This is a genomic window from Zhihengliuella alba (assembly GCF_039538765.1).
Classification (GTDB): Bacteria; Actinomycetota; Actinomycetes; order Actinomycetales; family Micrococcaceae; genus Zhihengliuella; species Zhihengliuella alba.
This window is the reverse complement of sequence record NZ_BAABCJ010000002.1, coordinates 479,371-495,654: the sequence shown is the minus strand read 5'-3', so window position 1 is coordinate 495,654 and position 16,284 is coordinate 479,371. Positions and strand designations below refer to the sequence as shown.

Genomic DNA, 16,284 nt, shown 5'->3' with positions numbered 1-16,284 from the left:
GGAATTCAAGCCCTCGAGGGGAGACGGCGAGTCGGTGAGCGGTTGGGAAACGGCGGCAGCCCCGGGAGGCCGCGGATCTGCGGATCGATTGTGATGTGGGGCACATCGATGACGCGAGGGGTGGGTGCAGGCGCGGCGGGGTACCGAAGGGGCGCCGGCGAGGCGCACGGGTTGGCGCACGGGCTGGCGGCAACGTGGCGAGGCCAACGTTCTACAGACCGTAGAAGTGGAGTATTCTACTGAGCGTAGAAGTAGTTCTACGGAGCGTAGAACTAACCCTCGCAACCCTCTCAGGCTGGAGCGGCAATGGACTTCCTGACCTCGGTCCTCGATGCGGACCCGCTGATCATCGCGCGGTGGCAGTTCGGCATCACCACGGTCTACCACTTCCTCATGGTGCCGCTGACGATCGGGCTCGGCCTGCTGGTGGCGGTCTTCCAGACGGCCTGGGTTCGCACCGGCCGGGAGCACTGGCTGCGGATGACCAAGTTCTGGGGCAAGCTCTTCCTGATCAACTTCATCATGGGCGTCGCCACCGGGATCGTGCAGGAGTTCCAGTTCGGCATGGCCTGGAGCGAGTACAGCAGGTTCGTCGGCGACGTCTTCGGCGCCCCGCTGGCCATGGAGGCCCTGCTGGCGTTCTTCGTCGAGTCGACCTTCCTGGGCCTGTGGATCTTCGGCTGGGACCGGCTCCCGAAGAAGGTCCACCTCGCCACCATCTGGTGCGCCTCGCTGGCCACCATCCTCTCCGCCTACTTCATCCTCGTCGCCAACTCCTGGATGCAGCACCCGGTCGGGACGGAGATCGTCGAGGGCCGCGCCGTCATGACCGACGTCTGGGCGGTCTTCACCAACATCACCGCACTGGTCACCTTCCCGCACACCATCGCCGGCGCCTTCGCCGTCGCGGGCGCCTTCCTGCTGGGGATCTCCTGGTTCCACCTGCACCGGCGGCGCGCGGCCGGGATCGACACGGTCGACGACGCCGGCCGCGTCGTCGTCGGCGAGGACCCCTCCCACGGCCGCGGCCGGGACCGCACCGACTACCGGGTCTGGATCACGTCACTGCGCGTCGGAGCCGCCGTCGCCGTCGTCGCGTTCCTCGGCACGGCCTTCACCGGCCACCACCAGGCGCAGCTGATGTTCGAGCAGCAGCCCATGAAGATGGCCGCCGCCGAGGCCGCCTGCCACGACGGCACCGGGTTCTCCGTGCTCACCATCGGCGACCTCTCCAGCGACGGCGCCACCACCTGCGACGACGTCGTCGCCGTCTACGAGCTCCCCGGCCTGCTGTCCTACCTGGCCAACGGCGACTTCACCACCGAGATCAAGGGCGTCAACACGCTGCTGCCGGAGTACCAGGAGAAGTACGGCACCCACCTGCCGGACGACCCGATGTACGGCGACCGTGCCGGTCAGGAGATCAACTACCTGCCGCTGATGGAGGTCACCTACTGGGGCTTCCGCATGATGATCACCTTTGGCGGGATCGCCGCGTTCGCCGCCGCCGTGGCCCTCTGGCTGACCCGCCGGGGCACGGTGCCGGGCGGGAAGTGGGTCTCCCGGCTGGCGGTGCTCGGCATCGCCGCGCCGTTCGCCGCGAACTCGGCGGGGTGGATCTTCACGGAGATGGGCCGCCAGCCGTTCGTGGTGGCGCCCAACCCCGACTTCGACGGCGTCGACCAGGTCTTCATGTTCACCGCGGCGGCCGTGTCGCCGGGGGTGAGCGCCGGCGAGCTGCTGTTCTCCACCGTGGCGCTGACCAGTGTCTACGCCGCGCTCGCCGTGGTGGAGCTGGTGCTCCTGACCCGGTACGTGCGCGGCGGCGTCGGCTCGGCGATGCCGGAGCTCGGGCCGGCAGCCGGCCCGGATGGCGACTCCGGCGACGACTCCGACGGCGCGCCGGGCGCACACGGCGGCGACGACGTCCTGGCCTTCGCGTACTGACGGCCCCGCCGACCGACCTGTCCCCTGACGAAACTGACGAGAGACGGACACCATGGAATTCCTCCCCACGCTCTGGTTCATCCTGATCGCGGTCCTCTGGGCGGGCTACCTCTTCCTCGAGGGCTTCGATCTCGGGGTCGGCATGCTCCTGCGCGGCTTCGCCCGCGGGGAGAGCCAGCGCCGCGTCCTCATCAACACCATCGGCCCGGTGTGGGACGGCAACGAGGTCTGGCTGCTCACGGCCGGCGGCGCCACCTTCGCCGCCTTCCCGTACTGGTACGCGTCCCTCTTCTCCGCGCTGTACGTGCCGCTCGTGCTGGTCCTCCTGGCCCTGATCTTCCGCGCCGTGGCGTTCGAGTACCGCGGCAAGGCGCACACGGCGCTGGCCCGCAGCCTCTGGACCTGGGCGCTCTGCGCCGGCAGCTACGCGGCCGCCTTCGGCATCGGGGCCCTGCTGGCGCTGACGACCACGGGTCTACCCCTGGACGCCAACGGCGACCGCGTGGGCGGGGCCTTCGCGTGGTTCAACGGCTATGCGGTCCTCGGCGGGCTCGCCGCCGTCGGCTTCTGCCTGGTCCATGCCCTCGCGTTCCTGTCGCTGAAGACCGACGGCGACATCCGCCGCCGCACCGGCCGCATCCTGCGCCGTGCGCTGCCCGCCTTCGCCGTGCCCCTGGCGGCCTGGGCCGCCGTCGTGGTCGACGGCCACGGCAGGACCGCCGGCTGGGCGCTGCTGGCGACCGCCGTCGTCGTCCTCGCCGGGGCCTGGGCCGCCGCCCGGGGCGGCCGCGAGGGCTGGACGTTCGCCGGCCTGGGCGCCTTCCTGCTCGCCGGCGTCGCCGCGATCTTCGTGTCCGTCTACCCCGTGGTGCTGCCGTCGACGCTGGACCCGGCCTTCGACCTGACGGTCCAGAACGCGTCCTCCACCCCGTACACCCTCGGCGTGATGAGCGTGGTGGCGGCGTTCGGGATCCCGCTGGTGCTGGCCTACCAGGCCTGGACCTACTGGGTGTTCCGCCAGCGGCTGAGCGAGCGGCACATCCCCGCGCCGCACCCGGTGCGGGCGATCGTCTGATGCGGCCCGAACTGCCGGACACACCCGGGACCCGGCTGGTCCTCGCCGGGCTGGCGGGGCTGGCGGCGCTCAAGGCGGTGGGGCTGATCCTGATCGCCGAGGCGCTGGCGGGCGGGATCGCCGCGCTCGCCGCCGGGGGCGCGCTGGACGTGCCGCGCACGCTGTCGCTCGGCCTGACCGGTGCGGTCCTGCGGGCCGTGGCTGTCTGGGCGGGGCAGGCCCTGGCGGGCCGGGCCGGGCTCGGCGCCAAGGAGGGCCTGCGCGCGGAGCTGCTCGCGGCCGGTCTGCGCGGCGGGGCCCTCGGCGCCGGCCCCGGAACGGCCGAGTCCACCGACCTGCCGCCCACCCACACGTCGCCCACGCACGTGTCGCCCACGCACTCATCGTCCACCCGCACATCGCCCACCCAAGCGCCGTCCGCCCACACGTCGTCCACCCGGCTGCCGGCCGGCGAACTCGCCGGCCTGGCCACGCGGGGCCTGGACGGCCTGGACGGCTACTACACCAAATTCCTGCCGGCCCTCGCGGCGGCGCCCGTGGTCCCGCTCGTGGTCGGCACCCGGATCCTGCTCGCGGACTGGGTCTCGGCGCTCGTGATCCTGCTGACCGTCCCGCTGATCCCGATCTTCATGATCCTGATCGGCCTGCACACCCAGGACCGCATCGCCACGGCGGCCGACGGCCTGGCCCGCCTCAGCGCCCACCTGCTGGAGCTGGCCCAGGGCCTGCCGGCGCTCATCGGCCTCCGCCGAGCGGCCGGCCGCGGCGGCGCGCTCGGGAAGGTCTCGGACGACTACCGCCGCGCCACCCTGGGCACCCTGCGCACCGCATTCCTGTCCGGGCTCGCCCTGGAGCTGATCGCCACCCTCTCCGTGGCCCTCGTCGCCGTGTTCATCGGCGTCCGCCTGGTCCACGGGGACATGGCGCTCGAGGCCGGTCTGCTGGCGCTGATCCTCGCGCCCGAGTGCTACCTGCCGCTGCGCGAGGTCGGCAACGCCTTCCACGCATCCGAGGACGGCGCGGAGGCCATGCGCCGGGCCAGGGCGGCCGTCGCCGCCCCCGCGCCGGGTGCCGACTCCAAACCCGAGACCCAGGAGCACCGCGACGGGCGAGCGGCGGGTGCGGACGCCGTCGTACTCTCCGGACTGGAGATCCGGTACGACGGCGGCGCGACCGTCACCGCGCCCGACCTGCGCCTGCGCGCCGGCGACGTGCACGTGCTGGACACGGGGAGCGGGTCGGGGAAGTCCACCGTCCTGAAGGCCGTGCTGGGACTGCTGCCGGCCGGGGCCGCGGTGGCCGGGACGCTGGAGCGCCGCATGCCCGCGGCCTACATCCCGCAGCATCCACGGTTCACGGAGCCCACCGTCGCGGCCGAGCTCGAGCTCGCCGCCGGCGTCCCGCTGGACCCGGCAGCGTCGGACCGACTGTTGGGGCGCGTGCGGCTCGAAGGATACGGGCGGCGGTCGCCGCAGAGCATGAGCCCGGGGGAGCTGCGCCGGCTGGCGGTGGCCCGGGCCTTCGCCCGACTCGGGACGGAACTGGACGGCGGGACGGACGGCGGGGCCCAGGCTGCCGCACGAGCAGGCGCCGGGGAGGCCGGGTGGCTCCTGGTCGCCGACGAGCCGACGGCGCACCTCGATGAGGACTCGGCGCAGGCCGTCCGGGAGGCTCTCGTCGACCTGATGCAGCCCGCGCACCGCACGCGCCGGGCCGTGGCCCTGTTGGTCGCGACCCACGACCGTGCCCTCGCAGCGCAGCTGCGCGACCGGCGCGCCGGGGCGGACGGTCCCAGGGGCCAGGCGACGGGGGTGCTCGCCGCAGAACCGACGGTGGCGCCCGCAGCCGACCCGACGGTAGCGCCCGCGGCCGAGCGCGCGTCGGCTGCGGCGGACGGTCCCGAGGCGTCCTCCGTCGTCACGCTCTCCCGGGCCCGGGACATGCCGGGCCGGCACGTGCCCGTACGCGAGGTTTCGAATCAGCACCCTTCCGTGCGCGAGATCTCGATGCAGCACGAGGCCGTCCGCGAGGTTCCACTCCAGCACGCGCCCGACCCCACCTCAGGTGCTCGATTGGCATCTCGCGGTGATGACCGTGCTCGATTGGCATCTCGCGGTGGCGGCCGTGCTCAGCTGGCGTCGCCGGCCGACCGCGACGGTTCTCGACCGGCACCTCGCGAGGCCGCCGCCGCCCGCGAGGCCGCCGCTGCCCGCGAGGCCGCCGCTGCCCGCGAGGCCACCGCTACCGGCGCAGGACGCCGCAGGCCTCGCTCGTGGCGGACCGTGCTGCGCGGGCTGCCGTGGTTCGGCCGCTGGGGCCTGGCCACGGGACTGCTCTACGCCGCGGCGGCGGTTGCCTTCGGGGCGGCGCTCAGTGGCGTCTCGGGCTGGCTGATCGTCAACGCGAGCTACCAGCCGCCGATGCTGCACCTGATGGTCGCCGTGGTCGGCGTGCGCTTCTTCGGTATCGGCCGGGCGCTGCTGCACTACCTGGAGCAGCTCGCCGTCCATGACGCGCTCCTGGGGTGGGCCGGCCGCCTGCGCGAACGTCTCTGGGAGGTGCTCGCCGCCGACCCGCGGTGGTGGGGCCCCATCACCCGCGGCGGCGGGGCGCTCGGCCTCCTGGTGCAGCGCGTCGACGACGTGCGCGATGTCCTGCCGCGCGTCGTCGTCCCCCCGGTGGCGGCCGCGGCCACCTGGCTGCTGGCCTGCGGCGCCCTCGCCCTCTGGGTGCCGTCCGCCCTCGGCGTCGCCCTGGTGCTGGGCCTCGCCGCCTTCGTGGTGCTGCCGGCGGCCGTCCTGGCGTCCGAGCGCAGCACCGGGACCCGCATCGCCGCGCACCAGGCCTGGCTGGCCGGTCGCGTGCCGGGCCTGCTGCGCGCCGCCGACGATCTCGCCGGGAACGGCACACGGGACCGGGTGCTCGCCGAGTTCGCCGCGCAGGACCGCCGCCAGACGCAGCGGCTCCGTGCCTCCGCGCGCACCGGAGGCTTGGCGCTCGGCGGGGCGGCGCTGATCAGCGCGACGGCGGCGGTCCTGGCGCTCGCGCTGCCGGCCCTCGGCGGGGTGGAGCTCACGGGCGAGCAGGCCGCCATCGCCGCGCTCCTGCTCCTGGCCCTCGGCGAGCCGATCGCGCAGACCGCCTCCTCGGCGCAGCGTGCCCGTCAGCTCGGGGACGGCCTGGACCGGCTGGGCGCCGTCCTCGCGGCGGGCCCCCGGCGCCCCCGTGCAGGGGCACCGTCCGACGCGGCAGCCGCGGCGCGCGCCGGGTCCGGCCGCACCGATGCTCCCGAGCACGACGACGGCGCCCGGCTCGGCGGTCTCCGCCTCCGGGGCGCGACGGTCGGCTGGGAACCCGGCGCCGCCGTCGTCGAGGCACTCGACCTCGAGGCGACGCCCGGGCGGTGGGCCGTCCTGCAGGGGCCCTCGGGATCCGGGAAGTCGACGGTGCTCGCCGCGCTCCTCGGCGCCCTCCCGCTGTGGTCCGGCCAGCTCGAGGTGAACAAGCCCGATGGCGGCTGGCGGGCGGCCACGCCGGAGGACCTGGGCCGGGTCGCGTGGTGCCCCCAGGAGGCACACCTCTTCGACTCCACCGTGCGCCGGAACCTCGGCCTCGGTCGCGATCTCCGCGACCAGCCCACCGATGCGGAGCTGACGGAGGTGCTGGACAGGGTCGGGCTGGGGGACTGGCTGGCCGCCCAGCCCGAGGGGCTGGACGCGCCGATCGGCGCGGGAGGGCACCGGCTCTCCGGCGGGCAGCGACAGCGACTGGCCGTGGCCCGGGCGCTGCTGGCGAGAGCCGACGTGGTGCTCCTCGACGAGCCCACCGCGCACCTGGGGCAGGACGAGGCGATCGCATTGATCCGCGACCTGCAGGCGGCGCTCGCCGACCGGGCCGTCGTCCTGGTCACGCACGACGCCGGCGTCCTCGCCGTGGCGGCCCGCGTACCGCAGCCGGTCGGATGAGCGAGCCGGTGAGTCATTGACATGTCTCAATGACTGGAGCGATACTGGTCCAGCCCTGTCCCCGACGTGAGGAACTGAAAGTGGATTCTTCCCGCGCCCTCCGCTGAGCGCCACGGGACCCCGTCGGCGCACCTTCGTCCCCACGGGAGCGCCATGCAGAATCCACATCACACCTCCGTCCAGCCGCAGACGCCCGGGCCCGCCGTCGTCCTGAACCGCCTCACCTTCGACTGGCCCGACGGCCGCCGGATCTTCGATGAGCTCACGGCCACGCTGTCCGGCCGCGTCGGGATCGTCGGCTCCAACGGCACGGGCAAGACCGCGCTGCTCCGCCTGATCGTCGGCGACCTCCAGCCGACCAGCGGACAAGTCACCCACTCGGAGGCGCCGATCGGCCCCGGCGGCGCCCCCGCGGCGCGCCGCCCGCTGTACCTGCCGCAGCGCCTGACGCTGGTCTCCGACCGGACCGTGGCCTCACTGCTGGGCATCGCGGACCAGCTGGCCGCCCTGCGCGCCGTCCTCGCCGGGCGGGAGGAGGGGCTCGTCGAGAACATGGAGGCGGTCGGCGACGACTGGGACCTCGAGGAGCGCGCCGGCACACTCCTGGCCGGCTACGGGCTGCCGGCCGACTCGCCGGCGTTCCTCGACCGCACCGTCGGCACGCTCTCCGGCGGCGAGGCCATGATCGTCGGGCTCGCCGGCATCGAGCTCCGCGCCGGCCCGGACGCGCTCGCCGTCCTCGACGAGCCGACCAACAACCTGGATCGCCTCGCCCGCCGCCGCTTCCACGCGGCCGTCGAGCGGTGGCCGGGCACGCTGCTCGTGGTGAGCCACGACGTCGCACTCCTCCGCCGCGTCGACGCCATCGCCGAGCTGCGGCCCGTCCAGGTCCGCGGCGGCACCGCCGACCACGCCGACCTGCGCCTCCACGGCGGGGCGTGGGACAGCTACGTCGCTGCGGTCGAGGCCGAGCGCGGCCTTGCCGAGCGGCGGGTCCGCGAGGCCGCGGCCCAGGTGTCCGCCGAGAAGCGCCAGCGCATCGAGGACCAGACCAAGCTCGCCCGGCGTGCCCGTCAGGGCCGGGCGGCCGCCGACTCGATGCCGAAGATCCTCGCCAACCACCTGCGCAAGCGGGCCGAGGAGAGCGCGGGGCGGCAGCGGAGCCAGCGCGCCGCACGGGAGGAGGGCGCCCGGGCCCGGCTCGAGGACGCCCGCGGCCGCCTCCCCGCAGACCGGTCCATCGCCATCGATCTGCCCGGCACGGAGGTCCCGGCCGGCCGAGTGCTGGCCGAGCTCTCGCTCCGGCTGCCGGACGGGATCCTCGTGCACGACGGCGGGGTGCCGGTGGATGCGGCCGTCGGCCCGGACGGCGGGCCGGGGCCCTTGGACCCGCCGCCCGCACCGACGCTGCCAGAGCCGGCCCTGTCGATCCGGGGGCCGGAGCGGATCGCCGTCGCCGGGCGCAACGGGGCCGGGAAGACCACGTTGCTGCAGCAGGTGGCCGACGCTGCGGTCGTCCCCGTGGGATACCTGCGTCAGCGCCTGGACTCGCGGCCGAGGGGACAGTCGAGGGGACAGGAGGAGGGCTGGGCCGGCCTCGACGACGCGGCGAGCGTGCTCGAGAACGTCCGCTCGGCCGCGCCCGCGGCGGCGCCGGGAACCGTCCGGGCGCGACTGGCCCGCTTCCACTTCCGCGGCGGCCGGGTGGACCAGCCCGTGGGGCAGCTGTCCGGAGGGGAGCGTTTCCGGGTGGCCCTGGCCCGCATCCTCCTGGCGGACCCGGCGCCGCAGCTGCTGCTGCTCGACGAGCCCACCAACAACCTCGACCTGGAGTCGGTGGACCAGCTCGTCGAGGCGCTGGAGGCCTACGCGGGAGGCCTGCTGGTCGTCAGCCACGACGAGGACTTCCTCGCGAGGCTGCGGATCACGCGCTCCTGGGAGCTGTGTCGGCGCGATGCTGTCGCTCCGGGGCGCGAGACGGACCTGCCCTCGGGCGCCGGGGAGGAGTAGCGGCCCAACGCCGGGGTGGGCGGATCCCGTCACCGGGAACGGCTGTAGACAAGCTGTATACAACTCGTCTACAGTCATTCTCGGTGACGCCGATCACGGTCGGCCGCCGACACTCCGTCCTCCACATCAGGTAAAGGGGCCTGCATGTCTCAGATCATCGGAACACCCCGCAAGAAGCACACGTCGCTCCCCGTCGTCGCGGCCTCGTCGCTCGCCGGCACGGCGGTCGAGTGGTACGACTTCTTCCTCTACGGCACCGCTGCCGCGCTCGTCTTCAATAGGCTGTACTTCCCCAACGAGGACCCGTTCGTCAGCACCATGCTGGCCCTGGGCACCTTCGCTGCCGGCTTCGTGGCACGCCCCCTCGGAGCGATCGTGCTGGGGCACCTGGGCGACCGCAGGGGCCGCAAGACCACCCTGATCACCAGTCTCCTGCTGATGGGAATCGCCACTGCCCTGATCGCCGTCATCCCCACCTACGCGAGCATCGGCATCGCCGCACCCCTGGCCCTGCTCTTCCTGCGGCTCGTCCAGGGCTTCGCCCTCGGGGGCGAGTGGGGCGGCGCCGTCCTCCTGGTCTCCGAGTACAGCGACCAGAGCACCAAGCGCGCTTTCTGGGCGTCCTGGCCGAACGTCGGCCCGCCGCTCGGCAACCTGATGGCCGCCGGAGTCCTGGCCCTGCTGTCCGTGGTGCTTACCGAGGAAGCCTTCCTGTCCTGGGGCTGGCGCATCGCCTTCGGCCTTTCAGCTGTCCTGGTGATCATCGGCTTGGTTCTGCGCCTCTATGTCCAGGAGACCCCGCTCTTCCAGGCCGCGCAGGCCAGGGCCGCGAACGCTGGCCCCGCCCAGCGCAAAGTTCCACTGACGATCCTGTTCCGGCGCAACTGGCGTCAGGTCCTGATCGCCGCCGGAAGCCGCATGGGCGAGAACGCGGGCTTCTACATCTACTCGCTGTTCCTGATCACCTACGTCACCGACATCCAGGGTCTCGCCCGTCAGGTCGGCCTCAACGCGGTGATGATCGGCCAGGCCGTTGCCGTCGTCGCGATCCCGCTGCTGGCGGTCCTGGCCGACCGGGTCGGTCGGAAGCCCATGCTCTTCGCAGCGTCGGCGGCAACGATGGTGTGGGGCTTCGCGTTCTTCGCCCTCCTTGACACTGGCCACCCGGGTCTCATCGTCCTGGCTGCGGTCGGAGGCCTGTTGATCTTCGCCGCCTACAGCTCAGTGATCGGCGCGTTCTTCACCGAGCTGTTTCCCACCGACGTCCGCTACACCGGTACGTCCGTCGCCTACAACGTCGCCTCCCTCATCGCCGGCTCGCTCTCCCCGATGATCGCGCTGACGCTGTACCACTTCTTCGGGACGGGACAGGCGATCGCCCTGTACCTTGTGGTGATGGGGCTGATCTCGGTCGTCTCCGTCGCCTGTGCGAGGGAGACGCGGGACCTCCGTCTGAGTTCGCTCGACGACGGCCCCGCGACCGACGCCGCGGCCGCCGGGGCCGAGGAGCCCCTCGCCGCAGAGGCACGAAGCACCCCGTGAAAGTGAGCCAGCCCGATGAACGGCATCTCCCGCAAGACCGCGCCGACGGCACCCGAGATCGCGTATCTCTGGTTGCGGGAGCAGATCGCCGCACTGCCGTGGGACCAGGAGGCGTTCCTGAGCGAGAACGCCATCGCGGAGTCCGCGGGCGTCTCCAGGACTCCGGTCCGGGAGGCGCTCCTGCGCCTCGAGGCGGTCGGGCTGCTGCGCCGGGTGCCGCACAAGGGGGCGTACGTGCCGTCGCTGACCTCCCACGACATCCGCGAGATGCTCGAGGTCAGGCGCGTCATCGGAACCTGGGCGGTCTCCAAGGTCACCGCCCAGCGGCTCCTCCGGCGGGAGGTGCTGGACGCGATCGTCGACGAGCAGGCGATGCTGCTGGACGACCCGGTCGCGTTCATCGAGGCGGACATCCGCTTCCACAAGGCGATCGTCCACGCGGCCGGCAACCCGACGCTGGAGGGGGTCTACGACTCCCAACGGTTCAAGCAGGCCCGGCTCGGCGTCCAGGCCATCCTCGAGCGCCGCGATCGGATCGAGCAGGTCCTGGTCGAGCACCGGGCGATGGTCGACGCGATCGACAGCGGGGATCCGGACGAGGCCGTCGCCGCGAGCGCCCGCCACCTGGACTCGACCCGGGCCGCGCTGCGCGAGCGCTCCTCGCACGCTCTCGACATCTGAGCGCCGCACAGGACGTATCGCGTCAGCGCTGGGCCGACCGCGCGGGGATCGGCACGCGCCCGCTGACCGGCACGCACTGACCGGCACGCACTGACCGGCACGCACGCCAACGAGCGCCCGCTGACCGCGGCGAACTCGAACGCCGCACTCCCGACGTCGCACCACCCTCCACCGCACGCCGCGGCCCTCTGGGCCCCGGTGGCGGATCAGCACACCCTTTTTCAGCCTCCACAGGAGAATCATGAACACCACCACCAGAACCCTGGAGCTCCGGGTCCACGGCACGGACGAGACGATCGTCCTGGACCGCTTCACCGCCATCGTCGCCGGCTACACCGGCCGCGACGACAAGGCTGTGCAGCACCACATCGACGAGCTCGCGGCGATCGGCATCGCACCGCCGCCCGCCGTCCCGATGTTCTATCCCGTCGACGCCGACTCCGTCGCCACGGCCGTGGCACTGCCCGTCGCCGGGAGCCGCACCTCCGGCGAGATCGAGCCCCTCTACATCCGCCACCGCGGCCGCTACTACATCGGCGTCGCCTCCGACCACACGGACCGCGAGGTGGAAGCCGTGGACATCGGCGAGTCCAAGCAGGCCTGTCCCAAGCCCGTCGGAGCCAGCGTGGTCCCCGTGGACTCCCTCGCCGACCTCGATCTGGACGCCGTCCGCGCGCGCAGCTGGGTGGACGGCCGTCTCTACCAGGACGGGACGCTCGACGGGCTGCGCCGGCCGGCCGACGTCGTCCGGCTCCTCCAGGAGCGCACGGGCGTGGTGGGCGACTTCGTCTGCCTCGGCGGCACCATCCCCGTCATCGGCGGGGACTTCGTCTACGGCGCCGAGTGGCGCCTCGAACTCGCCTTCCCGGACGGCACCGTCCTCCAGCACACCTACACCACCGATCAGGAGAACTGACCATGCGCACCGGACAGCAGTACCTCGACTCCCTGAAGGACGGACGCACCGTTCTCCTCGACGGCGAGTCCGTCGACGTCTCCGACCATCCGGCCTTCCGCGGTGTCGCGGCGACCATCGCCGAGCTCTACGATCTCTCCGCCGATCCGGCGAATGGCATGCAGTACGACGCCGTGGAGATCGCCGGTCCGGCCAACCGCGTGTTCAGCATCCCGCGCACGCCCGAGGAGCTCGCCGCGCGCCGCACCGCCGTGGAGCGCTGGGCGAAGCACACCCACGGCTGGGTGGGCCGCAGTCCCGACCACGTCGGCACCTTCTTCGCGGCGTTCGCCGCCCACGCCGACGTCTTCGCCGACGAGAAGCGCGACTTCGCAGGCAACATCCGCCGTTACTACGAGCGGATCCTCGCCGAGGACCTCTACGTCTCCTACGCGATCATCCCGCCCCAGGTCTCCCGCGCGACGACGGCGTCCGGCTGGGAGGGCGACTATCTGCAGGTCGGCGTCGTCCGCGAGACGGAGGAGGGCCTGATCGTCCGCGGCTCGCAGATGCTCGCCACGGGTGCCGCGATCGCAGACGAGGTGTTCGTGACCTGCATCAAGCCGCTCGGCCCGGACGACGTCGACTTCGCCGTGAGCTTCGCCCTGCCAGTCGACACCGCCGGCCTGAAGCTGATGTGCCGCCGCCCGTACGCCACGCAGGCCACCAGCGACTTCGACTACCCGCTGACCAGCCGGTACGACGAGCCCGACGCCCTGGTGGTCTTCGACGACGTGCTGGTGCCATGGGAACGCGTGTTCATCGACCGGGACATCGACAAGCTGCGGCAGCAGTTCTTCGCCACCGGCGCCCACGCCCTCGGCAACTGGCAGGCCCAGACCCGGCTCACCGTGAAGCTGCAGTTCATCGCCGCGGTGGCGCGCAAGGTCACCCAGGTCAACGGGACGGACCGCATCCCCGGCGTGCAGGAGAAGCTCGGCGAGCTCGCTGCGCTGGTCTCCAGCGTTGAGTCCGCCCTGATCGCGGCCCAGCACACGGCCGAGCCGAGCACCGCCGGAATGCTGGTGCCGGGCAAGCGTGCCCTCTACGGCGTCATGGGTCTGCAATCGGAGACCTATCCGCGGGTCATCGCGATCCTCCGCGACCTGGTCGGCGGCGGCGTCCTGCAGATGCCGTCCGGCATCGCCGACATGCGCAGCGAGACCACGGCGGCTGACGTCGAGCGTTACGTCGCCTCGCCCGGGGTGCCCAGCGAGGAGCGGATCAAGCTTTTCCGCCTGGCCTGGGACATCATCGGCTCCGAGTTCGCCGGTCGCCACCAGCAGTACGAGCTCTTCTACGCCGGCGCCCCGTTCGTGGTGAAGGGCGCCTATACCTACCGCAACTACGGCTACGAGCAGCAGGTCGCCGAGTTGGACCAGTTCCTCGCCGGCTACGGCGTGGACGACCGGACCCCCGCCTACGCACAGGAGAAGTGACCATGCCCAAGCCCGAATTCGAGTTCACACCCGTCGATACCGTCCCGTTCGCCCCGTGCGAGCCGCCGATCGACGGCCTTTCCGAGGCGATCCTGGCCCGCGACGAAGAGCACGGGACCGTCACCCGCATCCTGAAGTTCGAACCGGGGACGGACACGTCCCCCAATGGTGCCCTGACGCACGACTTCTGGGAGGAGGTCTTCATCTTCGAAGGCTCCTTCGTGGACCAGCGCCTCGGCCGGACCTTCCGCGCCGGGGACTGGGCCACCCGTCCGCCCGGCATGGAGCACGGCCCCTGGGTCTCCGAGGGCGGCGCCAAGATGTTCGAGGTCCGCTACCAGCGCCGGGAGGACTGAGCCATGGCCCTCGCTCCCACCTTTGTCCAGCCCGACGGCTTGGCCATGCGCCAGGCCATGGGCCGCTTCCTCACCGGTGTGGCGGTGGTGACCACCGACTACGAGGGGGAGCAGTGCGGCATGACCATCAACTCGCTGACCTCGATCAGCCTGGATCCGCCGATCCTGATGGTCTCGCTGAACTTCGGCACGCGCACCGGCGAGGCCCTGGCGGCCAGCGGCCGATTCGCCATCTCGATCCTCGGCGCCAAGCAGGAGGCCGTCGCTCGGCAGTTCGCCGTGCGCGGCGGAGCCCGTTTCGACGCAGGGGAGTTCGACACGACGCCCGCGGGACTGCCCGTCGTCGCGTGCGCCCTCTCGCAGCTCGAGTGCGAGGTGGCCCACCAGTACACGATCGGCGACCACGAGGTGTTCTTCGGCCGGGTTACGGCCAGCCGCGATCGTGCCGGTGACGGTCTGGCCTTCAACGCCGGCAAGTTCGGCTCGTTCCAGGACTTCAATCACGACGCGATGCCCTGGAGCTTCTGAAAGGCGCTGGCCGAGCCTCTAGACAGCACGACGTCCCCCGCATCCTGGAGGTGCGGGGGACGTCGTGCGTCCGGCTCGCGGGACCGGGCCCCGTCAGCGGCTGCGCAAACGAGGCGTGACCTCGTCCGGGTGGGTCCCGATCAGTTCATTCCGGACCAGGTCGGCCCGGTTCAGTCCAGCCGGGCATTGGCCAGCACGGGGATGGTGGCGCGGGCGGCGTCGACCTCGGCTGGATCCACATCCACCAGCAGGAGCCCCTCGGCGCCGTCGAGGCGATCCAGGACCTCGCCCTTGGGGCCAACGGCGACGGAGCGGCCGACGCCGAGTGGCGTCGCGTCGTGAACCTCGATTCCGCGCGACGCCGGGTCCGCCTGCCCGCAGGCGAGGACGTAGGAGGTGCTGTCCAGGGCGCGCGCGGTCGCCAGGAGGTCCCACTGGCGGGCCTTGCCGGGGCCGTCGCCCCAGGAGGCGCACACGATCTGAACCTGCGCGCCAGCGCGCGCATTCGCCGCGAACAGGGCCGGGAAGCGGATGTCGTAACAGGTCGCCAATCCGAACGTGAGCCCGCGGAAGGCGAAGACAACGGGCGCCTCGCCGGGCGCGACGGTGTCCGACTCCTTGAAGCCGAAGGCGTCGAAGAGGTGGATCTTGTCGTAGGAGGCCTCCACGCCCGGCCCAGTTGCCAGGAGCGTGTTGCGGATCCGCTGCGCGTCGCCCGGGGTGAACATCCCGGCGACGACGGCGATGCCGACTTCCTCCGCGATCTGCCGGACGCGAGTGGCCCAGGGGCCCTCGATCGGCTCGGCGAGGGCGTGCAGGTCATTGCCGAATGCGGCCATCGAGGCCTCGGGGAAGACGACGAGCTCGGCGCCGGCCGCTCGCGCCTCCCGGGCGCGCGATTCGATGGTGTCGAGGTTCCGGGACGGGTCGGATGAGCTGAGGATCTGGGCGAGGGCGACTCTCACGGCGCGGCTCCTGGGCGTGCGTGGCGGACGGGTTCGGCTCCGAATCTACACCGCCTTCGATATTCTGTATACAACGTGCATTCAAGTCCGGGAGCGGCGGAGAAGCCGATTGGGCCTCACTCGACGGCGAGGGCGACGAGGGTGCCGGGCCGGGCGCCGAGGACCCGCTCCACGAGTTCGCCGAGGACGGCCGGACGCGAGGCGGGACGCCAGTGCACGAGCGTCTGGGCACTGAGGCCGTCGATGAGGCCGAGCAGGTGCCAGGCCGCCTCGTTCGGCGCGGTGACCCGGAAGTCGCCGGACTCCGCGCCGGCGGCGACGATGTCGCTCAGCGTGGCATGCCAGGCGTCCATCACGTCGCGGACGCTCGCGGCCAGGGTCTCGTTCCCGCGGCCCATGGTCCAGGCCTCGACCCAGACCAGGGAGACGTCCTCGCGCTCGTCGTCGAAGACGGTGGCGAGGAGCTCGGCGAGCTTCCCGGCCGGCGTCGAGGCGGCCAGGACGATCTCCCGGACCTCCTCCAGCTCCGCGCGCGTGATGCGCTCGAAAGCGGTCGCGACCAGCGCGTCCATGCTCGGGACGTAGTGGGCGACGAGGCCCGGGGCGACGGCCGCGGCCGCGGCCACCGAGCGGAGCTTGACCGCCGACAGGCCCTCCCGCCGGGCCAGCGCGACGGCGGCGTCGACGATCTCGGCGGAGCGCTCGGCGGGGGACTTGCGGACGGACGTGGCGCGTGAGGATCTTGACATGGTCCCTCCAGTGTAGTTAAGGTCACACACGTTGTTGATCAAGCGATCAATAAGTCGACGACGACTGAGGAC

Annotated in this window: 12 protein-coding genes; 10 read left to right on the top strand and 2 right to left on the bottom strand. The window is 72.3% G+C overall.

All coding sequences use genetic code 11. From position 1 onward, the window contains the following. Window positions 1-306: 306 nt before the first annotated feature. The 10 genes from ABD784_RS07970 (at window position 307) to ABD784_RS07925 (ending at window position 14,498) form a co-directional block, all read left to right on the top strand. Window positions 307-1,947 (top strand): cytochrome ubiquinol oxidase subunit I, encoded by a 1,641-nt coding sequence (locus ABD784_RS07970; protein WP_344882557.1) that lies wholly within the window; start codon window positions 307-309, stop codon window positions 1,945-1,947. Window positions 1,948-1,999: 52 nt separating this feature from the next. Continuing rightward, window positions 2,000-3,022: a cytochrome d ubiquinol oxidase subunit II gene (gene cydB / locus ABD784_RS07965; protein WP_344882554.1), complete on the top strand. Its 1,023-nt coding sequence runs from the start codon at window positions 2,000-2,002 to the stop codon at window positions 3,020-3,022. Continuing rightward, window positions 3,022-6,987 (top strand): thiol reductant ABC exporter subunit CydC, encoded by a 3,966-nt coding sequence (cydC, locus tag ABD784_RS07960; RefSeq protein ID WP_344882551.1) that lies wholly within the window; start codon window positions 3,022-3,024, stop codon window positions 6,985-6,987. Before cydB ends, cydC begins: the two co-directional genes overlap by 1 nt. 153 nt (window positions 6,988-7,140) lie before the next feature. After that, the gene (locus ABD784_RS07955) at window positions 7,141-8,997 is read left to right on the top strand and encodes an ATP-binding cassette domain-containing protein (protein ID WP_344882548.1); all 1,857 of its coding nucleotides are present in this window, start codon (window positions 7,141-7,143) and stop codon (window positions 8,995-8,997) included. A 144-nt stretch (window positions 8,998-9,141) separates the two neighbouring features. Next, window positions 9,142-10,539 (top strand): MFS transporter, encoded by a 1,398-nt coding sequence (locus ABD784_RS07950; protein WP_344882545.1) that lies wholly within the window; start codon window positions 9,142-9,144, stop codon window positions 10,537-10,539. A 15-nt stretch (window positions 10,540-10,554) separates the two neighbouring features. Further along, the gene (locus ABD784_RS07945) at window positions 10,555-11,220 is read left to right on the top strand and encodes a GntR family transcriptional regulator (protein WP_344882542.1); all 666 of its coding nucleotides are present in this window, start codon (window positions 10,555-10,557) and stop codon (window positions 11,218-11,220) included. Window positions 11,221-11,461: 241 nt separating this feature from the next. After that, the gene (locus ABD784_RS07940) at window positions 11,462-12,136 is read left to right on the top strand and encodes a DUF2848 family protein (protein ID WP_344882539.1); all 675 of its coding nucleotides are present in this window, start codon (window positions 11,462-11,464) and stop codon (window positions 12,134-12,136) included. A 2-nt stretch (window positions 12,137-12,138) separates the two neighbouring features. Next, on the top strand, window positions 12,139-13,614 hold the full coding sequence (locus tag ABD784_RS07935; RefSeq protein WP_344882536.1) for a 4-hydroxyphenylacetate 3-hydroxylase family protein: 1,476 nt from the start codon (window positions 12,139-12,141) through the stop codon (window positions 13,612-13,614). Between the two features lie 2 nt (window positions 13,615-13,616). Beyond that, window positions 13,617-13,970, top strand: coding sequence for a cupin domain-containing protein (locus ABD784_RS07930; RefSeq protein WP_344882533.1), 354 nt, complete (start codon window positions 13,617-13,619; stop codon window positions 13,968-13,970). Between the two features lie 3 nt (window positions 13,971-13,973). Next, window positions 13,974-14,498, top strand: a complete 525-nt coding sequence (locus ABD784_RS07925) for a flavin reductase family protein (RefSeq protein ID WP_344882530.1) — start codon at window positions 13,974-13,976, stop codon at window positions 14,496-14,498. 170 nt (window positions 14,499-14,668) lie between these two features. Here ABD784_RS07925 and ABD784_RS07920 read toward each other — a convergent pair whose 3' ends face one another. Then, a complete protein-coding gene (locus tag ABD784_RS07920; RefSeq protein WP_344882527.1) occupies window positions 14,669-15,463 on the bottom strand; it encodes a carbon-nitrogen hydrolase family protein in 795 nt (264 codons plus the stop codon). Window positions 15,464-15,579: 116 nt separating this feature from the next. Next, complete coding sequence (locus ABD784_RS07915) at window positions 15,580-16,212, bottom strand: TetR/AcrR family transcriptional regulator (RefSeq protein WP_344882524.1); 633 nt, start codon at window positions 16,210-16,212, stop codon at window positions 15,580-15,582. Window positions 16,213-16,284: the final 72 nt, after the last annotated feature.

Coding starts and splice junctions, on each gene's coding strand:
- ABD784_RS07950 (WP_344882545.1), top strand. CDS start 9,142: ATGTCTCAGATCATCGGAACACCCCGCAAGAAGCACACGTCGCTCCCC.
- ABD784_RS07915 (WP_344882524.1), bottom strand. CDS start 16,212: ATGTCAAGATCCTCACGCGCCACGTCCGTCCGCAAGTCCCCCGCCGAG.
- ABD784_RS07930 (WP_344882533.1), top strand. CDS start 13,617: ATGCCCAAGCCCGAATTCGAGTTCACACCCGTCGATACCGTCCCGTTC.
- ABD784_RS07970 (WP_344882557.1), top strand. CDS start 307: ATGGACTTCCTGACCTCGGTCCTCGATGCGGACCCGCTGATCATCGCG.
- cydC (WP_344882551.1), top strand. CDS start 3,022: ATGCGGCCCGAACTGCCGGACACACCCGGGACCCGGCTGGTCCTCGCC.
- ABD784_RS07935 (WP_344882536.1), top strand. CDS start 12,139: ATGCGCACCGGACAGCAGTACCTCGACTCCCTGAAGGACGGACGCACC.
- cydB (WP_344882554.1), top strand. CDS start 2,000: ATGGAATTCCTCCCCACGCTCTGGTTCATCCTGATCGCGGTCCTCTGG.
- ABD784_RS07940 (WP_344882539.1), top strand. CDS start 11,462: ATGAACACCACCACCAGAACCCTGGAGCTCCGGGTCCACGGCACGGAC.
- ABD784_RS07945 (WP_344882542.1), top strand. CDS start 10,555: ATGAACGGCATCTCCCGCAAGACCGCGCCGACGGCACCCGAGATCGCG.
- ABD784_RS07925 (WP_344882530.1), top strand. CDS start 13,974: ATGGCCCTCGCTCCCACCTTTGTCCAGCCCGACGGCTTGGCCATGCGC.
- ABD784_RS07955 (WP_344882548.1), top strand. CDS start 7,141: ATGCAGAATCCACATCACACCTCCGTCCAGCCGCAGACGCCCGGGCCC.